1 protein-coding gene and 1 pseudogene are annotated in these 1,052 nt (G+C 66.3%); both read right to left on the minus strand.

What is annotated here, in order from left to right; translation table 11 throughout:
- Nucleotides 1-444 precede the first annotated feature (444 nt).
- Nucleotides 445-684: pseudogene (locus RJ05_RS32895) on the minus strand (phosphotransferase); the annotation flags it as partial.
- A 24-nt stretch (nucleotides 685-708) separates the two neighbouring features.
- The coding region (locus tag RJ05_RS14435; protein ID WP_036537721.1) for a MaoC family dehydratase at nucleotides 709-1,052 on the minus strand (344 nt) is incomplete at its 5' end.

Genomic DNA, 1,052 nt, shown 5'->3' on the forward strand with positions numbered 1-1,052 from the left:
CGTGATCGTACATTTCACAGACGAGCGCATCACCAGGATCGACGCGATTGCCGGCACGCTACATGCCGGGCGACCCGTTCACCGATATCGAGGTCACGCACACAGTCGATTTCGGACAGCCAGGGCGGCAATGCGTGTGGCACTGCCGCCCTGTGTTCGTCGCGAACTCGGTCAGAGTGCCTTGACGCTGTCTTCGACCCGGTCCCGAGCGTCGCCGAACAGCATCGCGGAGTGCTCCCGGAAGAACAGGGAGGTTCAGGACGCCAGCGGATCCGAAGGCCCAACTGCACGCCCTCCAGGGTCGCGGCGAACGTGAACGCTGCGAGCGCGAGATCCAACCCGAAGCGGGACATATCTCGTTCGCTGCGTTCGGTGTAGCGGGCGATGATCTGGGCCTCGGTCAGGAATCCCGTCCTGGTCATCGATGAGCACGTCGAGCTGCTATTTCCACCGGTTCACCTGGCGGGCGAGGAACCCCTCCGGCCGGCCGAAATCCGACAGCCCCACAGCAGCCGGGTCGACCGCGTGCAGCGCGGCGAGGGTGTCCACGAGGCGGGTCGAAATCGCCCTGGTCCGTTCGGTTCCCAGCTCGGCCAGTTCCGCACCGGTGCGGTACCGCGTGCCTTCGACGTGTTCCATCACGTAGAAGGGCGCGCCGAGCACGGTGTCGTCCTGGCACAGCGCCCGGCAGATCGGTCCGTGTCTGCATCAGGCCACCACGAGGGACAACGACTCGACCACACAGACCGGCTTGTCGCCGCCCTCGCGCTCGACGGTGACTTTGGCGGTGACCAGGTGCCCGGCGGGGCCGGCCGCAACCGAGATCAGCTCGACCCCGGCGCGCACCTTCGAATTCACCGGGACCGGGGCCGGGAACCGTAACTTGTTGGAGCCGTAGTTGACTGCCATTTTCACGCCTTCGACCCGATAGACCTGCCCGACCAGCAGCGGGAGCAGCGACAAGGTCAGGTACCCGTGGGCGATGGTGGTGCCGAACGGGCCGTGCGCGGCCTTGCCGGTGTCGATGTGGATCCACTGGTGGTCACCGGTCG

Origin of the sequence: Nocardia cyriacigeorgica NBRC 100375 (genome assembly GCF_000308555.1) — a bacterium.
GTDB classification, from domain to species: domain Bacteria; phylum Actinomycetota; class Actinomycetes; order Mycobacteriales; family Mycobacteriaceae; genus Nocardia; species Nocardia cyriacigeorgica.